General features: G+C 45.9%; 25 protein-coding genes and 1 riboswitch. Of the genes, 10 read left to right on the top strand and 15 right to left on the bottom strand.

What is annotated here, in order from left to right; all coding sequences use genetic code 11:
• The first annotated feature begins 52 nt into the window (after positions 1 to 52).
• Complete coding sequence (locus C558_RS0110965; RefSeq protein WP_018756315.1) at positions 53 to 502, top strand: SRPBCC domain-containing protein; 450 nt, start codon at positions 53 to 55, stop codon at positions 500 to 502.
• A gap of 7 nt (positions 503 to 509) precedes the next feature.
• Here C558_RS0110965 and C558_RS0110970 read toward each other — a convergent pair whose 3' ends face one another.
• A complete protein-coding gene (locus C558_RS0110970) occupies positions 510 to 875 on the bottom strand; it encodes a MazG-like family protein (RefSeq protein ID WP_018756316.1) in 366 nt (121 codons plus the stop codon).
• 240 nt (positions 876 to 1,115) lie between these two features.
• Between C558_RS0110970 and C558_RS0110975 the strand changes: the two genes are divergently transcribed.
• Positions 1,116 to 1,871: an SDR family oxidoreductase gene (locus C558_RS0110975; protein WP_018756317.1), complete on the top strand. Its 756-nt coding sequence runs from the start codon at positions 1,116 to 1,118 to the stop codon at positions 1,869 to 1,871.
• Positions 1,872 to 2,182: 311 nt separating this feature from the next.
• Here the strand turns inward: C558_RS0110975 and C558_RS0110980 are convergent, their stop codons facing one another.
• Positions 2,183 to 2,593 carry a MerR family transcriptional regulator gene (locus C558_RS0110980; RefSeq protein WP_018756318.1) on the bottom strand — a complete coding sequence of 137 codons (411 nt, stop codon included), beginning with the start codon at positions 2,591 to 2,593 and terminating at the stop codon, positions 2,183 to 2,185.
• A gap of 23 nt (positions 2,594 to 2,616) precedes the next feature.
• Complete coding sequence (locus tag C558_RS0110985) at positions 2,617 to 3,624, bottom strand: medium chain dehydrogenase/reductase family protein (protein ID WP_018756319.1); 1,008 nt, start codon at positions 3,622 to 3,624, stop codon at positions 2,617 to 2,619.
• Between the two features lie 149 nt (positions 3,625 to 3,773).
• On the opposite strand from C558_RS0110985, the gene C558_RS0110990 reads away from it, so the two are divergent.
• The gene (locus C558_RS0110990; RefSeq protein ID WP_018756320.1) at positions 3,774 to 5,033 is read left to right on the top strand and encodes a DEAD/DEAH box helicase; all 1,260 of its coding nucleotides are present in this window, start codon (positions 3,774 to 3,776) and stop codon (positions 5,031 to 5,033) included.
• 73 nt (positions 5,034 to 5,106) lie between these two features.
• Here C558_RS0110990 and C558_RS0110995 read toward each other — a convergent pair whose 3' ends face one another.
• A complete protein-coding gene (locus C558_RS0110995; protein WP_018756321.1) occupies positions 5,107 to 7,368 on the bottom strand; it encodes a helix-turn-helix domain-containing protein in 2,262 nt (753 codons plus the stop codon).
• 238 nt (positions 7,369 to 7,606) lie between these two features.
• Here C558_RS0110995 and C558_RS0111000 point away from each other — a divergent pair, with 238 nt between their 5' ends.
• From C558_RS0111000 to C558_RS0111010, 3 genes are all read left to right on the top strand, one after another.
• Positions 7,607 to 8,530 carry an ABC transporter permease gene (locus tag C558_RS0111000; protein WP_018756322.1) on the top strand — a complete coding sequence of 308 codons (924 nt, stop codon included), beginning with the start codon at positions 7,607 to 7,609 and terminating at the stop codon, positions 8,528 to 8,530.
• A gap of 44 nt (positions 8,531 to 8,574) precedes the next feature.
• Positions 8,575 to 9,447: a carbohydrate ABC transporter permease gene (locus C558_RS0111005; RefSeq protein ID WP_040674845.1), complete on the top strand. Its 873-nt coding sequence runs from the start codon at positions 8,575 to 8,577 to the stop codon at positions 9,445 to 9,447.
• 72 nt (positions 9,448 to 9,519) lie between these two features.
• The gene (locus C558_RS0111010) at positions 9,520 to 11,121 is read left to right on the top strand and encodes an ABC transporter substrate-binding protein (RefSeq protein WP_018756324.1); all 1,602 of its coding nucleotides are present in this window, start codon (positions 9,520 to 9,522) and stop codon (positions 11,119 to 11,121) included.
• 131 nt (positions 11,122 to 11,252) lie between these two features.
• On the opposite strand, the gene C558_RS0111015 is transcribed toward C558_RS0111010, so the two are convergent.
• The 4 genes from C558_RS0111015 to C558_RS0111030 all read right to left on the bottom strand — a co-directional run bounded on the left by C558_RS0111015 (position 11,253) and on the right by C558_RS0111030 (position 14,250).
• Positions 11,253 to 11,699, bottom strand: coding sequence for a GNAT family N-acetyltransferase (locus tag C558_RS0111015; protein WP_018756325.1), 447 nt, complete (start codon positions 11,697 to 11,699; stop codon positions 11,253 to 11,255).
• Between the two features lie 67 nt (positions 11,700 to 11,766).
• Entirely contained in the window at positions 11,767 to 12,516 is a 750-nt protein-coding gene (locus tag C558_RS0111020) for a class I SAM-dependent methyltransferase (protein WP_018756326.1), read from the bottom strand.
• Between the two features lie 247 nt (positions 12,517 to 12,763).
• Complete coding sequence (locus C558_RS0111025) at positions 12,764 to 13,396, bottom strand: cyclodeaminase/cyclohydrolase family protein (RefSeq protein ID WP_018756327.1); 633 nt, start codon at positions 13,394 to 13,396, stop codon at positions 12,764 to 12,766.
• A 2-nt stretch (positions 13,397 to 13,398) separates the two neighbouring features.
• Positions 13,399 to 14,250: a bifunctional 5,10-methylenetetrahydrofolate dehydrogenase/5,10-methenyltetrahydrofolate cyclohydrolase gene (locus C558_RS0111030; protein ID WP_018756328.1), complete on the bottom strand. Its 852-nt coding sequence runs from the start codon at positions 14,248 to 14,250 to the stop codon at positions 13,399 to 13,401.
• Between the two features lie 82 nt (positions 14,251 to 14,332).
• A riboswitch (ZMP/ZTP riboswitch) is annotated at positions 14,333 to 14,418 on the bottom strand.
• A 213-nt stretch (positions 14,419 to 14,631) separates the two neighbouring features.
• Between C558_RS0111030 and htpG the strand changes: the two genes are divergently transcribed.
• Positions 14,632 to 16,509, top strand: coding sequence for a molecular chaperone HtpG (gene htpG / locus C558_RS0111035; protein WP_018756329.1), 1,878 nt, complete (start codon positions 14,632 to 14,634; stop codon positions 16,507 to 16,509).
• 77 nt (positions 16,510 to 16,586) lie between these two features.
• On the opposite strand, the gene C558_RS0111040 is transcribed toward htpG, so the two are convergent.
• From C558_RS0111040 to C558_RS0111050, 3 genes are all read right to left on the bottom strand, one after another.
• Positions 16,587 to 16,946 (bottom strand): hypothetical protein, encoded by a 360-nt coding sequence (locus tag C558_RS0111040; protein ID WP_018756330.1) that lies wholly within the window; start codon positions 16,944 to 16,946, stop codon positions 16,587 to 16,589.
• 26 nt (positions 16,947 to 16,972) lie between these two features.
• A complete protein-coding gene (locus C558_RS0111045) occupies positions 16,973 to 17,467 on the bottom strand; it encodes a hypothetical protein (RefSeq protein ID WP_156826063.1) in 495 nt (164 codons plus the stop codon).
• A 133-nt stretch (positions 17,468 to 17,600) separates the two neighbouring features.
• The gene (locus tag C558_RS0111050; protein ID WP_211220751.1) at positions 17,601 to 18,053 is read right to left on the bottom strand and encodes a hypothetical protein; all 453 of its coding nucleotides are present in this window, start codon (positions 18,051 to 18,053) and stop codon (positions 17,601 to 17,603) included.
• 254 nt (positions 18,054 to 18,307) lie between these two features.
• Between C558_RS0111050 and C558_RS0111055 the strand changes: the two genes are divergently transcribed.
• Both C558_RS0111055 and C558_RS0111060 read left to right on the top strand, forming a co-directional pair.
• Complete coding sequence (locus C558_RS0111055) at positions 18,308 to 19,354, top strand: matrixin family metalloprotease (protein WP_169445355.1); 1,047 nt, start codon at positions 18,308 to 18,310, stop codon at positions 19,352 to 19,354.
• 120 nt (positions 19,355 to 19,474) lie between these two features.
• A complete protein-coding gene (locus tag C558_RS0111060; RefSeq protein WP_018756334.1) occupies positions 19,475 to 20,050 on the top strand; it encodes a rho GDP-dissociation inhibitor in 576 nt (191 codons plus the stop codon).
• A 52-nt stretch (positions 20,051 to 20,102) separates the two neighbouring features.
• On the opposite strand, the gene C558_RS0111065 is transcribed toward C558_RS0111060, so the two are convergent.
• Positions 20,103 to 20,720, bottom strand: coding sequence for a TetR/AcrR family transcriptional regulator (locus C558_RS0111065; protein WP_018756335.1), 618 nt, complete (start codon positions 20,718 to 20,720; stop codon positions 20,103 to 20,105).
• A 181-nt stretch (positions 20,721 to 20,901) separates the two neighbouring features.
• Here C558_RS0111065 and C558_RS0111070 point away from each other — a divergent pair, with 181 nt between their 5' ends.
• Complete coding sequence (locus tag C558_RS0111070) at positions 20,902 to 22,419, top strand: MDR family MFS transporter (protein WP_018756336.1); 1,518 nt, start codon at positions 20,902 to 20,904, stop codon at positions 22,417 to 22,419.
• 64 nt (positions 22,420 to 22,483) lie between these two features.
• Here the strand turns inward: C558_RS0111070 and C558_RS0111075 are convergent, their stop codons facing one another.
• The 3 genes from C558_RS0111075 to C558_RS0111085 all read right to left on the bottom strand — a co-directional run bounded on the left by C558_RS0111075 (position 22,484) and on the right by C558_RS0111085 (position 24,211).
• A complete protein-coding gene (locus C558_RS0111075) occupies positions 22,484 to 22,987 on the bottom strand; it encodes a DinB family protein (RefSeq protein WP_018756337.1) in 504 nt (167 codons plus the stop codon).
• A 28-nt stretch (positions 22,988 to 23,015) separates the two neighbouring features.
• On the bottom strand, positions 23,016 to 23,222 hold the full coding sequence (locus tag C558_RS0111080) for a hypothetical protein (RefSeq protein ID WP_018756338.1): 207 nt from the start codon (positions 23,220 to 23,222) through the stop codon (positions 23,016 to 23,018).
• A gap of 68 nt (positions 23,223 to 23,290) precedes the next feature.
• Positions 23,291 to 24,211: a helix-turn-helix transcriptional regulator gene (locus tag C558_RS0111085; RefSeq protein WP_018756339.1), complete on the bottom strand. Its 921-nt coding sequence runs from the start codon at positions 24,209 to 24,211 to the stop codon at positions 23,291 to 23,293.
• Positions 24,212 to 24,230 lie beyond the last annotated feature (19 nt).

Below are 24,230 nucleotides of genomic sequence, written 5' to 3' on the forward strand. Positions count from 1 at the left end.
TAAGATCGCTGTATTCGAGAGAAATTCAACTCGTATAGAGGAGGTATTTCACATGAAGCTGGAATATACGTTCTACATCAACACAAACCCTGAACAGGTATGGGAGGTTCTGTGCGATCCTGAGAAATCATTCCACGCCTTCATGGGCGGGGTCATCCGGTCAAGCTATCAGATCGGTGATGATATCACGTTCGTAGGACCCGGCGCTGATGGCGAGCAAACTATCCATATTTACGGAAAAATACTGGCATATGAACCGTATCGGATCCTAAGCTATACAGACCACCCTGGGCCCTCCCACTATTCGCAGCACGCAGAGATGGAAAGCCGCGTAACTTTAACACTTGAACAAGTCGGTTCATGTACTCAATTGCATCTCATCAACGATGCTTGGACCGAGGACAACCCACTCTTCGGCAAAACAGAGCGGTTTTGGTGGATGATTCTAAGCAATATCAAGACGATCGCGGAAACCGGAAAATCACTTGATTTTGGGTTCTAATTGTTCATTATTTGTTATACTTCACCCGAATCTCATCCAACTTCGAACGAAGCTCATCTTCCAAGTCATATTCGAAATAGTTCGCTAATTTACAGAGATAAGCCAGGCAATCAGCCAGTTCTTTGCCTAAGTTCTCACGAACTTCTTGCTTCGCCTGTAAAAAAGCCGCATTCTGAGCCATCCCCTTCTCGGTCAGGTCTTTCGTTCGATAGAGAATCGTTCGGAATTCTTCAGCAACTTCGGCGACCTCCGTCGTTAACAGCATGTGAATGTATAATAAGAACTCCTTGCTGGATTGAAAATCTTGTGGATCAACCTTGTCCCAGCCCATTTCCTCTTGGAAGGTTTGGTAGTATGCTTGTACGTCCTTCAAGTCATGTCCATCCTCTCGTCACCAATTCTCTAACCCTTATTTTAAGTTGATTTCTATTGAATTGGAAGATATTATGGGGTATGCCTTTTTATCATCATACAAGGACTGCATGGTGGGGTTGATATATCCATCGACTACGCGGATACCTTTGTGTATCTGCTTTTTTTTATTGTTCGACGGAAATAAACCATCTCGATTGACCTACATGATCGCGTCCTCAACCTATGGAGGGAATACGTTATGACACAATTACACCGTCAAATCGCCATCGTTACAGGGGCCAGCAATGACCGCGGTATCGCTGCTGCAATCTGTCGCAGGCTAGCCGCGCAAGGAATCGATATTTTCTTTACATACTGGAAGTCGGAGCCGGAATGGCCCGATGTATTTCAACAGGAGATCACCCGTCTGGGCGTTCGATGTGCAAGCATAGAGATTGATTTATCGCGGATCGATGCTCACACTTCGTTGCTAGATAGCGTATCAGAACAGCTCGGTTTCCCTACGATTCTGATCAATTGCGCCGCCCATTCTATCGACTCGAACTACATGGATCTCGATGCCAAGACACTCGATGATCATTACTATACGAACGTCAGAGCAACGTCCTTGTTAAGTGTGGAGTTTGCTCGTCGTTACGAGCGATTGAACTTATCTTCAGGTCGAATTATCAATTTAACGTCGGGTCAAGCTCTAGGTCCGATGCCTGGGAATCTGGCTTATGTGGCATCCAAAGCAGCCATCTCTGCGTTCAGCCAATCTTTGTCCGCGGAGTTAGCGCCACTTGGGATCACGGTCAATGCGGTGAACCCTGGGCCAACCGATACGAATTGGATGACGGATGAGATCCGAGATCATCTCTTGCCGAAATGCCCCATGGGACGAATCGGTATTCCGGAAGATGCAGCGCGTGTGATCGCGTTTCTGGCGAGTGAGGATGCTGGTTGGATCACAGGACAAGTGATTCATTCGGAGGGTGGATTTTATCGGGGTTAACCCGTACGGCTAGCACATCCTAAAGCGCGGTATCACCGGACGGCTAACGAACCCCATGAAGCTTATTTCGTCCAAAAAAGGTGTTTTGACATTGTAATGAATCTCAGAATCGTTATTCCCATCAAAAGCGCCACATTCCACCTAAAATTTACGAAATAACATCGCTAGAGTTCGTTAGCTTGAAAAAGAAGCTATTTTCCGGGCAATAAGTAACGTACGATTCGTTAGCGGATAGAGACACCTCATCCACACGACAATCATCATCAAAAAGAGGGGCTTTCGCCCCTCTTTTTTCCATCACGTTCCGAAGCTCACACTTCTGCATGATCCTGCAACAGCGATGCATAAAAAGATCGTTTATCCTCCGCGATCCCCTTCACGCGCTCTAGTTGCTCCATCTGCTGATTCAACCATTCGATATGATGATCCAGTATTGCCATTCTTTTCTGCAACGTTCCTGGTAAATCTTCGATCCCCTCACCATCCTGCTTCAGCAGGCAACCGTCTTCGGTGAATGATGCAATATCTTCGAGCTTCATACCTGTCTGCTTCAACCCATGGATGAACCGAATATACGAGAGGTCTTGATCGCTATATCGCCGTATCCCATTTGGCTTGCCGTCATGCCGTGCAGGGCTGGGAAGAATGCCTATTTTCTCGTAATAACGCAAGGTGTATGCCGTAATGCCTGTCATTTGAGATATTTGTTGGATCGAATACATAGACCGCACACCCGCTTTCTGTATCAGTTAATCAGTACAATTTTACCGACAGATTGGGATTTCTCCAGCAATTCCTGTGCATATGCCGCATCATGCAGCGGAATGCGTTGAGAGATAACCGGGTTAATACGGCCTGCTGCTAACCACGTGAACACCACCCCGGCATCCTCACGGAACCAGTCCAATCGTTCTCTGCGCAGCGCAGTAATACTATAGACATGAATCGGTTGGCCTGCATCGGTTGTTCCCCGAGACGCAAGATTCGTCCAATCCTTGACCCAATCTTCTGGCTTGCCATCAGCCAAGACCGAAGTGTAGCCATAACCTACGAACCTCCCTTGCCGGCTTAAAGTCTGAAGCGACCGCTCGAAGTTCGCTCCGCCAATCGGATCGAATACAACATCCACGCCTCCGGGTGTCACCTGCTGCAGTACCTCGACGAAATCCTCTTGCATATAGTCTATCGGAATGGCTCCGAACTGCGCAACGACATCATGCTTCGACCTCGATGCCGTGCCGTACATCTCCAGCTTCGCTAACCTGCCCAGTTCCAGCAATGCAGTGCCGACCCCTCCACTTGCGCCGTGGATCAAGATTCGCTCTCCCACTTCGACCTCCGCAATCCGGTAGAGCATTTGATATGCTGTTACATAGTTCAGCATCGCTGCTACCGCGGCGCCGGCATCGACTTCTACCGGCACAGGGACAAGCTCCTCCACCTGTGCATACACGTAATCTGCATATCCACCGACACCGTCAAAGAAAGCTGCAACGCGATCTCCTTGGTGATATCCTTCTACCTGCGCACCCACCTCATCAACGATACCAACCACATCATAACCCGGGGTAAAAAAAGGCAGAGGCGATTTCGGGTATTTCCCCTCTCTTCGCATAATATCAGCAAGCGCAACCCCCGCACTCTGAACGCGAACCCTAACTTCCTGCGACCCTACTGTTCGCAAAGGCTCCTCTATCACCTTGAGCACTTCCGGTCCTCCGTAACGCGTTACAATGACACGATGATTCATCATCAGCATTCATCCTCCATCCATAAATATGTAATGTCTGGATTATAGAAGTTCGAGTTGACTCGAAGTCAAGCGACTTTCACGGACTTTTATGGTATCCTTATATGTTATGACGTAAATGATCCAAATCCGTTCCATATGAAGGAGACAATATGACTTTTAACGACTTACAATTAAACCCTGCTATATTACAAGCTTTAGCTAAAGAGAACTATACAACGCCAACACCGATACAAGAACAGGCAATCCCCTCCGTGTTAGCCGGCCGAGATCTGCTTGGCTGCGCACAGACAGGGACAGGGAAGACGGCTGCCTTCTCGCTGCCGATCATTGATCGATTACTGAACCAACCGCGTAAATCCGGTTCGATTCGCCCAATTCGTTCCCTCATCTTATCACCGACACGCGAGCTTGCGATCCAAATCGCAGATAATATCACCGCGTATTGTCAATTTACAGATTTGCGCTGTACGGCGATCGTTGGAGGTGTGTCCCAGCGCGTACAAGAGCGAGCGCTCAGCCGAGGAACGGACATCCTAATTGCAACACCGGGAAGACTCATTGATCTGCTCAACCAGAAGTGCATCCAGTTGCATGATGTGCACACCCTCGTGTTGGATGAAGCCGATCGTATGCTGGACATGGGCTTTATTCATGATGTGAAGCGGATTCTGAGCAAGCTGCCGCGTGAGAAGCAGACGTTATTCTTCTCCGCCACGATGCCGCCAGAGATTACGAAATTGGTCAAATCGATTCTCGTGAATCCCGTGAAAGTCGAAATTACACCTGTATCTTCGACCGTGGACCGCATTCAGCAATCCGTCTATAAGGTAGAAAAGGGCAATAAACGACATCTCTTGAAGCACTTGCTGGAGGATCCATCGATCGGCTCAGCATTGGTATTCACTCGGACCAAGCACGGCGCAGACCGCATGGTGCGTGAACTGAAGAAAGCGGATATTACAGCGCAAGCCATTCATGGTGATAAATCGCAGAATGCGCGTCAATCAGCGCTCTCTAATTTCAAGAGCGGCGCAACTCGTATCCTGGTCGCAACGGATATTGCCGCGAGGGGTATTGATATCGAGGAGCTCTCGCATGTCATTAATATCGATCTGCCGAACATCCCTGAGACTTATGTTCACCGCATTGGGCGTACAGGACGGGCGGGGATGAGCGGAATCGCCATTTCCTTCTGTGAAGAAGAAGAGTTCCCTTACCTGAAGGATATTGAGAAATTAATTAAGAAGCAGATCCCCGAGGTGAAAGAGCATCCTTATCCGATCGGAAGCTTCGTCCCTGCTCCGCAGACCGACAAGCCTTCGAGACCAGCAGGAATGAGGCCTTCCAAACCCAAAGCGCGTACACACGCACCACGAGGCAAGCATCATGCCGGACAACGAACGGTATAAAAGATTAAGAGTACCTCTCCGAACGAGAGGTACTCTTTTTTCATGTTGGCATGGCATCAAATTTCTAGTAAATTCAATGATCAGCAGCAGCTTGTGTGTTCTTGCGATAATCATTCGGCGTAATGCCGTTGTTTTTCTTAAAGATCCTATAGAAGTACGAACTGTTCGTAAACCCGGTTTTTTCAGCGATTTCAGAAACCGTATACTCGGAAAGGCGCAACAGCTCTTTCGCTTTGTTCATGCGCATTTCACCGATGACATCAGACAGCGAATTAACGGTTAGCTGCTTATACAGCCGGCTTAGATAAATCGGTGATATCGATAGCTGATCCGCGATGAAATTTAATGAAAGATTCGGATCGCTGTAATGCTGAGCGACGATCTCGTGCACTTTGTTGACAAAATCCTCATGTTTCGTGCTGCGTTTCTCCTCCAGCATTCTGCTGATATCTTCGAACAATTTGAAAAAAGGCAAATGGATCTCTTCCATCGTTTCGGCTTGATTCAATGATGAGACGGACATATCGAAGTCAGGCGTAACGATAAAAGCATTATTCTTTTGCAAGGATCTTAAGATGTTGTTGATCGTAATCGTTAAATGAGAAATGACCAGTTGTAGTACCGCAAAGGGATATTGTTCTGTTTCACTTACGATTACGCAGAAAATGCTCTGGGATTCGTCCATACTGCCCTTCATGATACTTTCTGAGAGCTGTTTCTCTTTATGTGCGGGGAAAACATATTCCTTGGATTTCAAATTCATGATGTCTTGCGAAAAGATGATGCTCCCATGTCCCTTAAACAGCCGATGCATGGAAGCTTCCATGATTTGTATGTACGCTCCGGTCCATTGTTCGACCGACTCATTCATCGGACTTGCAGTGAAAGAGACGGAGAGCTTGATGTGATTGAGAATTGAAGTTTGCATTTCATGCATCATGTCCAGCATCGCTTCCTGATTATGTTCCTGCAGCGGATCGCGAATATTCAGGATCAGCAAAATATGATTCTCTCCCATGTCAATGGTCTCAACGTTAAAGGTAGAGGACGCAATTTCTGCGCTAATATTCATGATGGCATACTTCATTAGCTTCAAATCTCCATGATAATGCTCCAACCAATAGGCGTATTGATCGATCTTGAGCAGAACGAGGCATGATGGATGATCTACGATTAATTTCGATTCAAAATATTGCAGCTTTTCCTGTATAACTCCTGAAAGATTCGTTTCCCGCCCCAATATCGTATTCCTCAGAAAATCTTGCTTCAAAATATACTGATGATCTCGTTTTTCGGCCTCCAGCGTCTTGAACTTGCGAAGGACTTTATCGAACGGAAGGTAAACTCTGTGGGAATAAATATAAGAAACACATAATCCTAAGAGCAGTATACCTCCAATAATATAAAGCGTCCGAAAACGCATTTTGCTAATGTCATGTGTAATGTTGCCATAAGGGGTTATGCGAACATATCTCCAGCCTAACGTATCCGGAGACGTGTAAGAGATTAATGAACGAACTCCATTCACCGTATCTACAAAATAAGAAGAGGAATCCGTGTCCGTAAGTATCTTCTGAATATAGCTTAGATCGGATAAATCGGTAAGTATGGGCTTGATCCAGTTTTTAGAATATAGAATTCCGTCCTGATTCATGATAAATGTCTGTTCCCCCGCAGGATTCCCATCCGTTGGCTCCACACGCTGAGTTAGCCAGGAGTCCGCAATGTTGACAACTACCGCTGTATTTAAGAAGTCATTATCGTTGATGACACTGTAGCACAAGTAGGTGTAGCTGGACACTTTGGTCTTCTCGATCGAACCGATGTTGTACGTTCTCGGAATGGGCTGAAAAGGCTTATATTTTTTGAAATTATTAAAAATATTCAAGATTCCTTCGTCGTCCAGCCCGGCTTTCGGTTGGATTCCGTTTCGCATGCTATGTGAGCTGATGTAGAACTGTTTGGATTTTGCGTTATACACATAGATGGATTCAATAAATGGCAATGATGCCCGATAATTATCCAATTGCTGCTGTGCGAAGATCGCATCGTAAATGTTCGGATTCTCATAATACAGTAATTTCGATACGGCTGAATCGTTGTAAATTTGTGATGATAGGGAAGTCGCGGTTTCGGTCATCTTGGATACTTCGTTCTTGATCTGGACAAGACTGTTGGAATTGGCATGGTAGACTTGCTTGAGCGCAATATCCTCGAAGTTCATGTACAAGATTGTAGATGTCGCGAGCAGAGTAAGGATCACACAACCAATAAAGCTCATCAGGATTCGTATATATACTTTCTTGTGCTCCCTGGACTCTGGAACTGTCATCATTTATGAAACCCCTTTCAATATGTACTGAAAGTATACAATATCAATTTATGCCTTTCAATTATTGAATTCGTAAAGGGTGCAAATGTAGAAAAGATTCATGAATGTACAAAAAGTTCACTCCCGAAAAGTGCAGTTTTGTCAGCGATATGCGGCAGGATACAGTATATTTGTCGGAACACTCTGATCTACACTGTGAACATAGCAAGCAACACACTTCATATGGGGGAGGCCGTAGAACATGTTAAAGAAGAGAGGCTTTTTTTACGAATTGAACAAAAATAAAGTCATGTTTTTAATGCTATTGCCGACAGTTATTTTTTTCTTGATCAATTCCTATTTTCCGATGGTCGGTATTTATTATGCATTCACAAGCTATGATTTTGCAGGCGGTTTGTTCGGAAGTCCGTTTGTCGGACTCGATAATTTCAAATTTCTATATCAATCAGGGGCATTATGGAAGCTAACGATCAATACGATCGGATACAATGTTGTGTTCATTATATTAGGTAATGTATTGGCTATTGCAATCGCAATTCTAATTAGTGAGATTCGCGGCAAGTTATTCAAGAAATTTTCCCAATCGATTATGTTTTTGCCCTACTTTATGTCTTTTGTGCTTCTTAGCGTTCTCGCATATAACATGTTTAATTTCGAATCGGGATTTTTCAATCAGGTTTTAAAATCGCTAGGGATTGCACCGGTGGATATTTATAATACGCCTTGGGTTTGGCCGATTCTTATCACGGTATTTTATATATGGAAGAATCTCGGCTACAGTATGATCATTTATTTGGCCGCAATTATGGGGATCAGCGACGAATATTATGAGGCTGCCAAAATTGACGGAGCTAATATCATGCAGAGAATCTGGCACATTACGGTGCCGATGCTTAAGCCAACCTTTGTGATCCTCTTGTTATTTGCGCTTGGCAGCATTATGAAGGGACAATTCGATCTATTCTATCAACTCGTAGGGAATAACGGTCTACTGTTTGATGTCACGGACATTATCGATACGTATGTTTACCGCTCGTTGAAGGTGAATTTTGATATCGGTATGGCTACAGCAGCTGGCTTGTATCAATCGCTGTTCGGATTTGTACTTATTATGTCGGTGAATTATATCATCAAAAAAATAAACGAGGATTATGCCTTGTTCTAGACGGATATAAAGGAGGGACTACCTTGAAAGATAATAATGCCGGCATGTCGTTGTTATTTAAAACGTCAGCCTATTTGATCATCATGCTGTTTTCACTTGCTTGTCTCTTTCCCTTTCTACTTATGATTTCGGGTTCATTGACATCGAACGAATCGATTATCCGAGACGGATTTCATTTGATTCCAAAAGTGTTCTCACTGGAAGGGTACAAAATGATCTTCACATTCCCGGACCAACTACTGAAAGCTTATGGCGTAACGATATTTGTGACGGTTGTTGGAACGGTAACCGGACTATTTCTCATCACCATGACAGGATATGTCTTGCAACGGAAGGATTTTAAGTATCGCAATAAATTCTCCTTCTTCATTTATTTCACTACGTTGTTCGGTGGCGGACTTGTACCGTGGTATATCATGATCACCAAATATTTCAATTTGTCAGACACATACGCCGTTCTTATTTTGCCGGGATTGATGACGCCGTTTCTCATCATTTTGATGAAAAATTTCATAAAATCAGCTGTTCCCGAGGAATTATTCGAGTCGGCCAAAATCGATGGGGCAGGTGATTTCAAAATTTACTATAGCATTGTGCTTAAGTTATCCATGCCGGGCGTAGCGACGGTTGGGTTGTTCTTGGCGCTGACCTATTGGAACGACTGGTTCTTATCTTCACTGTTCATTAATGACACAAGCATGTACCAGCTGCAGTACTACTTATACAATACGGTCAATACGATGCTGTTTTTATCGCAGATGGCAACAGGCACAGGTGTTACCCTTGCTAAAGAAATTCCGACGGAATCTACCAAAATGGCAATGGCGCTTGTCGTTACAGGACCTATCGTGTTCCTGTACCCGTTCGTGCAACGGTATTTTGTAAAAGGGTTGACGATTGGCGCAGTTAAAGGTTAGTACCGAAGTAAACAAATCTATTGTTGTTTGCATTCGGCTGACATATATTATTCTATTATAGGGGGAATACGGATGGTAAAGCGTAGGATAATTTCGGTATGCATGATCATGACGCTCGCGGCAAGTATGCTTGCAGGGTGCGGTGGCAGTAAGGAGAAAGACGCCGGGAATACGACGACCGACAGTACACAGACGAAGGACAACGGAACTGCAGCCAACACTTCGGATTCAAAGGATAATAAGCCGGGTGGGATCGATACCTCCGAAAAGGTCGAGCTTCAATTCTACATGCTGGGAGACGCGCCGAAGGATTTGCCGATCATTCAGGAAGAGATCAACAAGCTGGCAACGGCCGATTTGAACGCAACGGTGAAGTTCAATTTTACGACATGGACAGACTGGGAACAGAAATATAAGCTTCTGTTGTCTTCGGGGCAGCCGATTGACCTGATCTTCACAGCAGACTGGACGCAATATCAATCCTATGCGAAGAAAGGCGCCTTCCTTCCATTAGACGATCTACTGCCAAAGGCTGCGCCAAAATTAAATGAGTTTGTACCGAAGGACATGTGGGAAGGAGTCAAAGTCGACAAGAAGATTTACACCGTTCCTGCAACATGGAAAGAGTATGTTAACGAAGGTATTGCTTATAGAGAAGATTTGCGCAAGAAATACAACTTGCCGAAACCTGAATCGATTGAAACATTAGAGCAATATTTGGACGGAATCCGTAAGAACGAGCCGAATATGCTTCCATTAGCCGATAATCAAGGGTATCAAACAGATGCAATCCTTCAATTAACAACCAAGATCATTAACAGCAGTGGTAACATTCCATATGGTCAGATTATGATGTATGATACTCCAAGAGATATAACTTCTTATTGGGGTTCTCCGAAGCATCTTGAAGATTTGAAAATGTACAAAAGATGGGCTGACAAAGGGTACTGGCCAAAGAACGTCCTGAATGTAAAAGATAGTGCGCATGATGTATTTGCAAGCGGTAAGGCAGCTGCTGTTCTGGGTGGCGAAAATCCGAACCGTTTCAACGATTCCGTCATCAAAATCAAATCGACTCACCCGGATTGGGAGCTAGGTTACTTCCCTTATCCAAATGCGAAAGGGTTTGCTTCGCCGGTACATCCAATTCATAATGGGTTTGCCATTCCGCGCAGCAGCAAGCATCCAGAGAGAGCGCTTGCTTTCTATGAAAAATTGGTTACGGATAAAAAATACAATTGGCTGACACAATACGGAATTGAAGGTAAAAACTTCGAAGTTGAGGACGGCAAGTATTATAAAATGATCGGTGACTCGCAGTCGAGCGGTTTCCCGAGAGAAGGTATGCAGAGCTGGGCATGGAGAAATCCGGAGTTCATGCTGTTTGATAAGAGCTTTGATTCTGTATTGGCCATGTTCAAAGAATTCGATAAAGTTGCGAGACCAGAAATTTTCCAAGGGTTCCCTGAGGATTGGACGCCATATCAAGCTGAGAAAGCAGCTGTTTTACAAGTGGAAAAGCAATATCTATACCCGCTTAACGTAGGTCTTGTTAGTGATGTTGAGGGCGGCTTGAAATTGTTCATGGAGAAGGCCAAGCAAGCAGGGCTGGACAAAATTCAGGCAGAATACAAGAAGCAATGGCTCAAATATATGGATGATATCGGGAAATAACTTTTAGACAAAAGCCACAACCAGACGGTTGTGGCTTTTGGTCTGTGATTCTCGCCGTGGCTTCTCATCCGAGGCTGTATTGCGCTTGCATCGCATCCATTTTACGCTGAAAATATAACGGCTTCCCCGAGCTACTTCACATAGACGTGCATCAGCGGGAGCTTGCGATCGGGGAATACAGTAGAAGCAACCTCTCCAATTCGCTTCGCTCCCATTATGGCATAGAACGCTTCGGCATAAGGATCGCTATCTAATGTAAATTCTGCAATATGCAGCGCCTTCACCTTGCTTAGCAGATCGGACCACATCTGCTTGCCGTAGCCCTTCCCGATATGCTCCGGGTCAATAAACAACGCATCCAGCTTCTTGTCCTGGACCGAGAAACTATAAAATGCTATAAGTTCGTTATCTCGCTCCATGACATGCACAAGATGCTGCTCCAAATAGGCTTCGGTTACTGTCAGATCATCTCTGCATTTCGCAAGGAAGTCCTCGGAATATCCCCAGTGCGCTTTGGATCGATAGGCTAGGTTACTTAGGTTGTGGCAATCTTCTGTCATGGCTTTGCGTATCATCATAACTTATCTCCTCTGTTATGTATAAAGATCCCCGTTATCGATTGCATAACGAGGATCTTGGGGTTGATTATTTGCGTGCTACGATCATAAATCGTTCGGAATTCGTTCGAATCCCTCGATCGTACTGATGCTCCTCTACGAACTGATGGAGGATCGTATAGTCCATCTCGTCCTGACCGAAGTTCGGAATGATCGGCGTATGCTTCAATAGGAATAGGAGATCTTGAACGGATTCATAGTAATCCGTCGCATTGTATTCATAGACTTGAATGTCCTTCAAGCCTGCGTCCCTTAACTCTTGGATATATCGACGCTGCAAGGTGCCATCCGAGATTCCCCAGGATTGCCCTCTTCCGAACGCTTGCTTCAAGTTCCATTTGTCTCGTTCACTGACCTGCTGCGTGAAGAAGATTCCGTCGTCGGCTAGTACTCTAGCAACCTCTTGCGCATGAAATTCAGAGTGTCTGCAAGAGACGATATTGAACAACCGATCTGGAAAAACGAGTCGCTCCGCATCCATTTGATGGAATCGTACATTGGATTTCCCCGCTTGTCTTAAGTTATTCTCTGCCGTCTTCATCATGCCAGAAGAACAATCTATGCCAATTGCTAGTAGTACGGCATCCGCAATGGCTAACAGCGCTTCTCCCCCACCCGTACCGATATCCAGGAGGAGATCCGACTTTCTGCAGACCCTCGTGACTTCTTGATAGAGATCCCACTGTATCCCTTCCGAGACCACTTTCATCCTGCTGAAATCCCAGCCGTTCATTGCACCAACCTGATCATAAAATTGTCGATATTCTTGTTCATTCATGTCTATTTCTGCCACCTTCCATAATGATTCATATACAAACGAAAAAGCCTGCCAATTGACCTTAGTGGATATTCTCCGTTATGCAAAAGGGCATACGACCCCCTTGATAGCTGGTACGCGTGTTACCCAGCCCGGAGACTATCTACCTCGAATCATCTGGAAAGCCATGTTCCGTTCACCTCAATTTGGAAGAATACTTTAAGTATACTAGGTGGGGTTCTTTACATTCAAGTAAGCGGGACGGTCGTTACACGCCCATGCGGCTTTTTACCGTGATCATCGTCACTTGCTTGAACGTATCAATGTCTCGCATTAATTGCGTGATCGTGTCGCTATATTTCTGTTGTAGCGAATCTGTCAAAGACACTAGATTGATCTGAGCCGTCAACAAAGCCGATTGTGCCGCAGCCTCGAGCAAGATCGCGCTGATTCCTAGATCAGAGAGCACATGCGGATTGCAGCAATCAGCGATTCCCTTCGCGTACCGCACCCCCGCAAGGCATGCTTCGATCAGACGGATCGGCACATCAATCGCCTGAATCGTCGCTTGTTCCAGTGCCTGTTTACGTGCTTCTTTCTCCGATTCGGAGTTCCGCGGCAGCTTGAGAGCGGCCACGTACTGCTCGAAGCAATCCATATCCTGCGCAAGCAGTTGTTCATAGATTGTCGTGAGCGTGTTCACCCGCTCTAATGTCTCATGAATCTGCTCCTGATAAGCTGCATATTTCTCGCCTTGCGAGAGGTTGCCTACCATCGAGGTCATCGAGGCGCCTAATGCCGCAACAAGCGCAGCGACACTGCCTCCACCCGGTGTAGGACTTGAGCTCCCCGCTTGTTCTATAAAAGTCCGAATGGATTGATCCCATAGGTTCGTACGCATGATTAACGCACCTCCTTCTGCAGACGGATGGCCTTCATGAGATTCTGATAGAGAATGGCCGTCGTTAACGTCCCAACGCCGCCAGGTACGGGGGATACGGCTTGTAAATGTGGGGCCACGTCAGGCGAAATATCTCCGACAATCTTCCCTTCATCCGTTTCATTAATGCCTGCATCAATAAAGACGAGCTTCGCATGCACCATATTCGGTTGAATCATATGTGCGCGCCCTACCGCTGCAATCGCAATATCCGCATGATGCAGATGCAACGCAATATCTGGCGTTCTCGAATGGCAGACCGTCACAGTCGCTTGTTCATGCTGAAGCAGATGGAATAACGGCAATCCTACCGTCTGCCCCCGGCCGATCAAGGTCACATTCTTCCCTTCCAATGGATAGCCGTAATGCTTCAGGAGCTGAATGCAAGCCTGCGGCGTAGCTGGATAGAGTCCCGCTTCCCCTGTAATGGTCGCTCGCTGATTGCTCGGGGTCACCCCATCAATATCTTTCCATGGTGCGATCGCATTCACAATGGTTGTCGCCGATAGATGCTTCGGCAAAGGAAGCTCTAGCATAATCCCGTGCACGTCGGCATCGGCATTCAGCTGTGCCACTTGCTGCATAATCTCTTCCTCATGCACCGCTTGCGGGTATTCATAGAGATCGAATGCAACCCCGAGCCGCTGTGCAATCTTCTGCTTTGACTGCGCATAATACGCGGATGCCGGATCCCCTTCCACCAGGATGACGGCTAGCCGGGGCTCGTGCCCTCTCCCCTTCCATTCTTCTACATGCTGCTTCACATTCTCATACACTTGGTCTGCTGCTTCCTTCGCCTTCATTATTGTCGTCATTTCGACAACCTCCTATTTGAATAAAATAAGAAACAAAAAAAAGTATTCACAGCAGACTCGTACCATACGAATCTTCTGCAAATACTTTTCCCCAGGCGAACGGATCGGTAGAGCGGGAGGCTTCCTCGTGGTTCATTCCACTCATTTTCGCCAGTCACATCCCGCTTTTTTTCTTATTTTAGCAGAGATGATCTTAAGATGCACCCCTTGATTCTCAGACGAGACGTACCCTCCGCTATTGACACCCAATTTTGGAATATGGTATATAGAAGTAAGAATTAGCACTCATTCATCCAGAGTGCTAATCACCCTTGCAGCCGTACTACATAATCATAGCAGCAACACATATCTGATTTTTTAACCTTGAAAGGAGATTTATTCATGACTAAGAAGCAATTTCAAGCCGAATCCAAACGATTACTGGAAATGATGATTAACTCCATCTATACGCAGAGAGAAATTTTCCTGCGTGAGTTAATCTCGAACGCGAGTGATGCCATTGACAAAATGTACTATATGGCCCTTAGCAATGACAATCTTGTTTTTGACAAAGAGAACTATTTCATTAAGGTCACTGCGAACAAAGAAGCTCGTACGCTGACGATTACTGATACGGGGATCGGGATGACGAAGGAAGACCTTGAGAACAATCTCGGCGTGATCGCGAAGAGCGGATCGCTAGCCTTTAAGAAAGAGAACGAAGCGAAAGACGGACACAACATCATCGGTCAATTCGGCGTCGGCTTCTATTCGGCTTTCATGGTTGCAGACGAAGTGAAGGTATACAGTAAGGCTTTCGGAAGTGACGAAGCTTATGTATGGGCATCAGCAGGTGCTGACGGCTACACGATTGAGCCATGCGAGAAGGCTACAGTGGGAACAGAAATTGTCCTTAACATCAAGCCGAATACGGAAGAAGATCAATACGATGAATATGTAGAGGAATATCGCCTCAAATCCATCATCAAGAAATATTCCGACTTCATCCGCTACCCAATTAAGATGGATGTGCAAGGCAAGCGTCCCGTTGAAGGTAGCGAAGAACTAGAGGATTACCAAGAAGAACAGACAATCAACAGCATGGTGCCGATCTGGCGCAAAAATAAAAACGAGTTAACAGCCGAGGATTACGATAATTTCTATGCGGAGAAACGCTACGGATTCGACAAGCCGCTGAAGCATTTGCATATCAGTGCTGACGGTGCTGTCGTATATAATGCGATCCTCTACATTCCAGAGAGTACACCTTTCGATTATTACACGAAAGAATATGAGAAAGGCCTTGAGCTATACTCCAACGGCGTATTGATCATGAATAAATGCGCAGACCTGCTGCCGGACTACTTCAGCTTCGTCAAAGGTTTGGTCGACTCCGAAGACCTCTCCCTCAATATTTCCAGGGAGATGCTGCAGCATGACCGCCAGCTGAGCTTGATCGCGAAGAACATCAAGAACAAAATTAAGAGTGCATTATCTAGCCTCTTGAAGGATGACCGCGAGAAGTATGAGCAGTTCTTCAAAGCTTTCGGCAGACAGCTGAAATACGGTGTATACAGCGACTACGGCATGAACAAAGAAACACTGCAAGATCTGCTCATGTTCTATTCTTCCACCGAGAAGAAGCTGGTTACGCTGGATGAATATATCGCGCGTATGCCGGAAGATCAAAAGTACATCTACTACGCAGCAGGCGAATCCGTCGAGCGGATCGAGAAGCTTCCACAGACCGAGCTTGTGGCGGATAAAGGCTACGAAATCTTGTTCCTCTCCGATGATATTGATGAGTTCGCGATCAAGATGATCATGAACTACAAGGATAAAGCCTTCAAATCCGTATCCAGCGGCGATCTTGGCATCGAAGCGGATGCGAACGACAAGGCTGCAGAAGCGGAAGAACAGGATAATCAAGCCTTGTTCGACCACATGAAGACGATCCTCGCAGGCAAAGTGAATAACGTCAAAGCTTCGAAACGCTTGAAAAGCCATCCGGTCTGCCTCTCCACGGAAGGTGAGCTTACGATTGAGATGGAGAAAATCCTTAGCGCTATGCCGAACAACCAAGATGTAAAAGCCGACAAGGTGCTTGAAATCAACGTCAACCACGATGTGTTCAAATCGCTCAAAGACGCTTATGCTGGGGATCAAGAGAAGTTAAACTTGTATGTGAATCTTCTCTACCACCAAGCGCTACTCATTGAAGGATTGCCGATCCAAGATCCGGTTGCCTTCACGAACGATATCTGTAAAGTTATGGTGTAAGAACCAAGTAACACAAAAGGCAGTTCCCACAATGATGGGAGCTGCCTTCCTCTTTTTACATAGGGTCAAGAACGGATTTACCATTTCGTAACTGCTTTATAGTATATCGACTCACTCGCTTGAATCGCAATCGCTTCTGACGTATCAACGCCTTGGATTGCGAACAACTTGGTTCCTGGCGGATAGGAAGTCGCATGATTATTCGGGGTTTCCAGCATCTCGTCCGTCGATTGCGTTGCAATCTCGCCGATTTCTTCCCCGATATCCGTCACTTCTTCCGTTGTCTCATGGTACACACGATCATTCCATTTCACACTCGGTGAAGAAATAGAAGCGATGGCATGATTCACCGTGACTGTATCTGTCTTCTCCCCGATCTGACTCGCCGAGCAACTTGTTAATAGTAATAATGCTAGTAGGATCGTTAAAGTTTTCAAGAGCAAATCACCTCAATCTTCTAACGTCATTCGATGTTCTCCGAATCGTTTATACCCGTCTTGACTGGAATACGCTCCAGAATAATTCCATCCTTCGACCGATTAGTCAGAATAAAATTCTGTTGATAGAAACCGAGAAAACCTGAATATGTCCATACCTTCTCCATTTCTATACTCGAGAGAACATTGCCTTTCTGATCAACCTGCGTCATCGTACTTGTGTCCGAATCCATCAACAGGAGTTGTTGTCGATCATATTTCGTCCTCCAAAAGCTTTCATTGTTATGGAAAACGACTCTTTTTTCATAAATCGGTTTACCTGTTGTGATATCATACCTTCCATAGACCAAGTTACCGGGGGCTGGCAAGGGTCCGCCCGGACCTGGTGTAATACTTGAATTATTAACCACTAATACGCCTTGTTCTATCGTAAAATCGCTGGAGGTGTTCCAATCCATCAGAATATCGACTTTTTTCTTCGTGACTGCATTGTAGATGGAATAGAACTCCCGCACTTGCACTAGAGCTCCCCCCTCATGCTGGACAATGAGATAAGGCCATTCCAATTCAAACTCCCCTGTTAAGACTCTTTCATATGATGAACTAGGTGGGATATTCACATCGATTTTCGACAATGGTTTCTTCCAAGGATATTCATAGATCAATACCGGACCTTCCGAATAAACGGCAAGCTTTTCTGTCGAACCAGAGGCGGGAGGTGACCAACTGATATGGACAGATTTGTTCTGTTTCATCCACGTCTGAACTGTAGGAATTACAATTCCCTGCTGCGTCAGAACTTTCCCCCTCGGTACTTAGCGTAAATTTCATCACTTTGCCCCTGTCTTTGGCGATGACGATGATCTTGGATGGATTATTCATTATCCGAATGTCATAGATGAAATCAAACTTCTTTTCCCACAATTGTGTAAATGTTGCTAGATCAATGCACTCGATTTTACCCAAGAAATTGTCAATCAAAAGACGGTGCTGGTCATCGATCGCTTTCGAACTCCTAAAATCAAACGAGATCATAGATTGATTGACTTTAGATGTATCCGATGCAACTGCCAATGAAGGGACGAATAATAACAAGACCATGATCATCCAACATATTTTTTTCATCCTACATAGATCTTCCTTTCCTCGAAATACATAACATCTTAACGTGATTCTCAATACAAAAGTTGCTAGTATTTTCCTAAAATTACAGAAAACAAACGCGGCAAACAAACCGTATTGTGCCAACTAATTATTCCACTTTTTTGTCATATATAGGAAAATATTTTCATAGAAAGAAGGTTTTTGTAAATTTGTACAGAATGATATATTTGTCATTTATTAACATTGTAGGAGGTTTTATGATGGGAAGAAATCAACAAAGGCTGGGTACCATGGCTGTAGCCGTAGCTACCAGTCTTACTTTATTGCTTGGCAGTACGCCTATGTTCGCAGCACCAACATCCTTCGGGAAATGGGCTAGCCGTACGCAAACGCTATCTGTCTCTAGTAGTGCAGATTTATCGGCTTGGTCTAGTGGAGCATCCAAATGGAAGAATTCCTCGAATTTCCAGGTGACTGCGAAATTGGGTGTGGATGCAACGTATTATGCGACAGATCTTTATAATGCAAATGTAGATTGGGATGGAAATGCCTCCTATTCCACGTTGAGCGGCACGATTACAAAGGCGACATTGAACTTGAATACATACTTCACGAATCAAACGAAATATACGAGCAGTATCAAAGCAGGAGTTGCAGCGCATGAAATCGGACATTCCTTGGGCCTCAATCATACGTCCGTCGTGGAGACTTCTTCGATCATGAATCCATATACCTTTACAAGCACGGGTTCCCTGAACAGACCACTCTCGCCGGCTTCCTCCGATATTTCCGTGGTGAACGGTCTATATCCGGCATTTTTCATGAACAATCCGCCAGAAGAACAACCAGCAGCTGGCGCTGATAGCGAAGAAGTAATCCATATGCATCCTTCATGGGCTATCTATTATGCGAACGAAGCAGAACTTGCTGCGGCTGCAGATCTTGTCGTCCGTGGAAAAGTAGTGGAATCCGGTCAGAGTTTCTTCCGCCAAGGCGATGCAACGTCCTATGCAACATTGAGTCAAATCGATGTTCTTGATATTGTTAAAGGCGATGCTGCCCAAGTGGACAGTTCGATTACAGTAACGCAAATGGGAGGAGACTTCGGGAATCTCAAAGTACAGGCAGATGGTTCTACCTTGCTGAATCAAGAGCAAGATGTTGTCTTGTTCCTTCGCGACAATGGGGACGGCACCTATCGTCCAATTAACCAGGATGATGGCATTTATGTCAGCACAGGCGGGGTATTCCAGAATATCTCGAACGCGAACACGCTCCATTTCTCCAGCTTAACAGAGCAGTAAAATCGACAAGATCAGCGATCCCTCTACAATAAAGGGGTCGTTTTATTTTATTACCTGTCTTGATGCAAGTGAAACATTATGCTCTTGGAAGCCGTCTTTAGGGATGGAGGTGGTGGGAAAATGAAGAAAATGATCATGATATTGGGTGTCTTATTCCTCACAGCATGCTCATTTCGAAGTGAAATGGATCCCGTACAACTACATATCCCCCATTCCACGACCTCTTCCGAGGCACCAACAACGTCAATCATCAAAGAGATTGAGACCTTGTATCTAAACCCATCGTGGCCTGTCTTTTATAAAGATGAAAATGAGCTGGAAGCTGCCGCAGACCTTGTCATTCGTGGAAAGGTAGCGTATCGGGTCAACAACTCATTCGTTGAAAACAATATTTCTACGTATCTCACCAATACACAAGTCATAATTCTTGATGTGATCAAAGAAGACTCCAGTCCCGTTAACGACACAATTATCGTCTCTCAAATGGGTGGAACGTTCGGGAACCTCCACGTGGTCTCAGCTGCTACTGTTTTACTCACAGAAAATCAAGAAGTTGTGCTATTCCTGCACAAAACTAGCGAAGGCGTGTATCGACCGATCAATGAAGATGATGGCGTCTATGTCAAAGCAGGAGACGTATTCCAAAATATTGCGACGAAAAGCATACTACGTACGGATTATTACACAATACAATAACACATTCGAAAAAGAGCAGTTCCCATGATTCATCTTGGGACTGCTCTTTACTCTATCCTACAATCACAACCTGTGTCGGACCTAACATATGCAGCCGCTTAAGCTGCAAGGCCATATAAGCAGGTGTATACGGCATCCCCGCTTCGAGCCAATACGTGATAAGACCCAAATGAGCCGATGTTGCGTAACGAGCGACCAACTCCATCGGAGTCTTGGGCATCGCCTGCGAATCGGCTTCCGCGAGCTGTAGACGATGATAGAAGGATTCGCGAATTATCTGCTCCATGCGTCCGGCGAAGCCCGGGATTCCTTTATCACTTAACATTAGACGATAGAAGGCTGCATGTTCTGCAATGTGCTCGAACAAGCGAATGAAAGAGCTTGGCGGGATTTCCGGATCTAAGGATAAATCCTCGAACGCAAAGCTCGATGGTAGTGAAATCGCAGCGAAAAATTCCTCCATACGATTCCTTACGATTTTGTCGAGCAACTCGTATTTGTCCACATAGTGGCGATAAAATGTAGCTCGGTTAATCTCCGCATGCTGCGTAATATCTCGCACGGTGACATGCTCGAATCCCTTCTCATTCATGAGCACGATCATCGCGTCCGAAATAACGAGAAGTGTACGCTTGATTCGCGGATCGATCTGTTCTTGGTCATGCGACATATACGTCTCTCCCTGTCTCATTTTTTATCGATCTACAACATGGGGCCCTATTGTGTTGTTTAAGCAACAGGCACCTCCATATTGTCGGTTGCGAGTCCCTTCTTTGCGCTTTATTATAAACAACACAACATCGCAAAAGCAACATAGTGTTGCATTATAAAGAAAGAAGGTGTCTTCACACGTGTCCGTAACCAAACAAAACACAACGCTCATTACGACTGGGTTATTATTTGGCTTGGTACTCGCTTCCATCGACCAGACGATTGTAGCAACAGCCATGCCAACCATTGCAAAGGGATTGGGCGGGCTATCGCTCTATAGTTGGGTTTTTGCCATCTATATGCTCGCTTCGACGACCACGATGCCGATCTACGGGAAGCTAGCGGATCTATTCGGGCGACGTAAGATGTATCTCATTGGACTTACCATTTTCCTTATCGGCTCCCTCTTATGCGGGTTCGCAACCACGATGATGGAACTCGTTCTATACCGCGGAGTTCAGGGGCTTGGTGCTGGAGCTTTAATGCCGCTATCTATGACCATTGCTGCAGATATCTTCCCTCCGGAACGTCGTGGAAAATTTATGGGTTTATTCGGGACGGTCTTCGCCATCTCCAGCATCATCGGCCCGACACTCGGAGGTGCCTTGGTGGATTACGTCCACTGGAGCTGGATCTTCTTCATCAATCTTCCGCTGGGACTTATGGCGATCTTCTTCATTCGCATCGGATTGACCGATAATCGAACGGCTGAAGGGAAACGCGCCATAGATTGGCTTGGGGCGATTACTCTAACCAGTGCAATCATCTCCATCCTCTTGGCCCTTGTACTGGGTGATCCCAGTCAGAACACAAGCTATACCTCTATTATCGCACTATTTGTCTTAGGAGGACTGCTGCTCGGAGCCTTCGTCTTCATCGAATCCCGGGCCCAAGAACCGATCATCCCTCTACATTTATTCCGGATTCGAGAGATTTCATTCGGCAGTATGATTGGCTTCTGTATGAGCGCAGCGATGTTCGGCGCCATTGCGTATATTCCATTGTTCGTACAGGGGGTGATCGGCGTAAGTCCCACGATGGCGGGCTACATTCTAACCCCGTTGATGTTATCTACGGTTGTCACTTCAACGACGAGCGGACGAATGATGCAGCGATTCTCCTATCGCACGATTCTAGTCGGCAGCCTCATCACCATGATGACGGGATTTGGTCTGATGGCGAGCATGGATGTGCATACGTCCATAACGGAAATCATGGTCTACATGATCATCACAGGCCTTGGTATGGGTGCCGTGTACCCGACGCTCGGTACAGCAGCTGCGGGTGCAGTCGACTGGAACCACCGCGGCGTTGCGACCTCGTCATCGCAATTTTTCCGTTCTATTGGCGGTACGATTGGAGTAAGCATCCTCGGCAGCATGCTAACCGAACGAATGACTGCGGGTCTTGGCAATTTGCGTACCGAACTGCCTACAGCCTCAGACGGTACGTTATCTCTGCTTACAAACCCGCAGACACTGCTCGATCAAGAAATCCGTTCAATTCTGCCTCACGACGCCTTACTTAGCCTTCAACGTGTATTCAGCCATGCGTTACATGATATATTTATCGTCGCTGTTCTTTTTATTGGTTTTGCGCTGCTCGCCAGCTTCCTCATCGGAAGAGCTCGAATGATTCAGCCGTCGAAGAACGCATGATAGGCATACGAATCATGAATATAACAAAGGGAGCCGCAGCTAAGCCGCGACTCCCTTATCTTTTTTACTTGGAATACCAATACAGCGCATATTCGGTCATGACCGACGGAAGTCCTTGGTCACGAAGCATAGTTGAGATATTGCCGCGATGATAGGTGCCATGATTAACCACCTGCAGAATCACTTCCCCATAACTGACATCCTTCACACCGGTATACGGGTTATCAAGTACAAATGTCTGATTTAGATCTTCACAAGTCTTGAAAAAATCCCGATATCCTTCAGCCAGCGCCTCGAACGCGGCTTCTAGCTCATCCAATGACTTCGCCTCGACTTGCTCGGTCAACGCTCGCGCCTCGTGCCCGGAATCGCGCATGTTCTTCCCAATAACAATACCTAGCCAGTTGGTATCCACAATGTAGATATGCGGCATCGCCTTGGAGATCGATGAGAATGAGCTCTGTACTTCCTTGGTGTATACATCATGAGGAATCTCCTTCAGTCGCTGGATCATTGTTCGATTTGCCCACACATGGAATTCGAACATTTCAATCGCATGGTGTGTCATCGTTATACACTCCTCTATGTTTGATTCCCTACATCCATTGTACAAGCCCGCCTTCCCATCTATGCTGCCAAATGATCGTTGCAGGTTCCGTCGCCCGGACCGCCGTACGAAGTGGAACTTTATAATGCTCATTCGCATGTTCTTGCGTTGTTTTCGGCTGATCGATAAATCGGTTTTTTGTTACTGTGTTTGCCCATACGTGATAATCATACAATTCCATCATTTGATGCGTCATAGTCCATAACTCCCCTGTCTGTTTTGTTCATAGACGCATCATAAGCTAGAAAGTCTGACAACACATTGTCATACTTCCTGATAAGTATGTAACATTTTCTCCAGTATTTCCTTCACCTGCATCCGAATCTCGAGCGGCTCAACAACGCGTATCTTATCGCCAAAGCTCAAGATGATCGGCATAAGCCAACCCAGGCCTGATGCATCGCTAAGATTGATCGTAATCAGGAGGGTGCCATCCTCTAAGAACGTACGCTCATCATCATAGAATTGATCCAAGGCTCTCGCCAGTCCATCCACCGTCACATGCAACTTCACCGCGATTCCTTCATTGTTCGCATTCGCTTGCGTCCCTTGGTCATCCTCTGAATTCGGCAGCTCCTGATGAGGCTTGAAGTGCTCCGTCATCATTCGCAATGCACCCATCCGGGTGACTTTGAACTCCCTGTAGTCATTCCGTAATCGACAATAGCCGTAAATATACCAAGTCCGGTATTTATACATAAGTTGAATGGGCTCGACGACACGGTTCACACGTTCATTCTTCGCGCTAATGTATTCGAACCGCACGACGCGATGCTCCGTAATCGCTGTCCGCAATAGCTGAAGCGTCTCGCGATACGGCCAACTGCTAATATCCATCGTGACGCTCGGAGATTTCTGATCGTTCTGAAGCGTCTGCAACTTGTTGATGGTCTCTTGCGCACGGTCATCCGAGAATACGGTGGACATGCTGTTCAAGATCGTAATCAACGTGCCGACGTCGTACGAACCCAGCAGGCTCCGATCCATTTTGTATTCCTCAATAATCCCATAACCGCCATTCACGCCTTGATACGACACAACCGGTATTCCCGCAGCGCAAATCGTCTCGATGTCCCGGTAAATCGTTCGTTGGGAGACGTTGTATTTCTCTGCAAGGGCTGTCGCCGAGACAACCTCATTACTCAGCAGCATGTAGATCATGGAGATTAAACGTTCTAACTTCATGAAGGTCCCCCAATCGTTC

Source organism: Paenibacillus terrigena DSM 21567 (assembly GCF_000374845.1).
GTDB classification, from domain to species: domain Bacteria; phylum Bacillota; class Bacilli; order Paenibacillales; family Paenibacillaceae; genus Paenibacillus_K; species Paenibacillus_K terrigena.